We start from the raw sequence: 822 nt of genomic DNA, 5'->3' as shown, positions 1-822 counted from the left end.
TTTCACTTCATCTTTCGAAAAATCCCGAAGGGATGACATTATTGTGGATCATGGTTATCGCCGGGTTCTTGTTGAAAAAAGCCCAATTATTGCAATTTTTGTTTCACCCTTTCAGGGTTTAGGATCGGCAGGGTTTGTGGATTCTCTATAATACTATCATCCCTTCGGGATTAAAAATGGTATAGATGGAAACGATATTAGGGATGGGGTCTCTCACTTCATCTTTCGAAAAATCCCGAAGGGATGACATTATTGTGGATCATGGTTATCGCCGGGTTCTTGTTGAAAAAAGCCAAATTATTGCAATTTTGTTTCACCATTTCAGGGTTTAGGATCGGCTGGGTTTGTGGATTCTCTATAATACTACCATCCCTTCGGGATTAAAAATGGTATAGATGGAAACGATATTAGGGATGGGGTCTCTCACTTCATCTTTCGAAAAATCCCGAAGGGATGACATTATTGTGGATCATGGTTATCGCCGGGTTCTTGTTGAAAAAAGCCAAATTATTGCAATTTTGTTTCACCATTTCAGGGTTTAGGATCGGCTGGGTTTGTGGATTCTCTATAATACTATCATCCCTTCGGGATTAAAAATGGTATAGATGGAAACGATATTATGGATGGTGTCTTCCACTTCATTTTTCGAAAAATCCCGAAGAGATTGCACTATTGTGGATTATGGTTATCACCGGGTTCTTGTTGAAAAAAGCCAAATTATTGCAATTTTGTGTCACCCTTTCAGGGTTTGGGATCGGCCGGGTTTGTGGATTCTCTATAATACTATCATCCCTTCGGGGTTAAAAATGATATAGATGGAAA

The 822-nt window shown here is 39.3% G+C and carries 2 protein-coding genes; both read left to right on the top strand.

Features of this window, described 5'->3' with window-relative positions; all coding sequences use genetic code 11:
* Nucleotides 1-185: 185 nt before the first annotated feature.
* Nucleotides 186-332, top strand: coding sequence for a hypothetical protein (locus tag M1L62_RS28690; protein WP_254563082.1), 147 nt, complete (start codon nucleotides 186-188; stop codon nucleotides 330-332).
* A gap of 63 nt (nucleotides 333-395) precedes the next feature.
* Nucleotides 396-542, top strand: a complete 147-nt coding sequence (locus tag M1L62_RS28685; protein WP_254563082.1) for a hypothetical protein — start codon at nucleotides 396-398, stop codon at nucleotides 540-542.
* The last annotated feature ends 280 nt before the right edge of the window (nucleotides 543-822 follow it).

This window comes from Dyadobacter diqingensis, from assembly GCF_024220585.1.
Taxonomy (GTDB): Bacteria; Bacteroidota; Bacteroidia; order Cytophagales; family Spirosomataceae; genus Dyadobacter; species Dyadobacter diqingensis.
The sequence above is the reverse complement of the archived record's forward strand: the minus strand, read 5'-3'. Positions and strand labels throughout refer to the sequence as shown.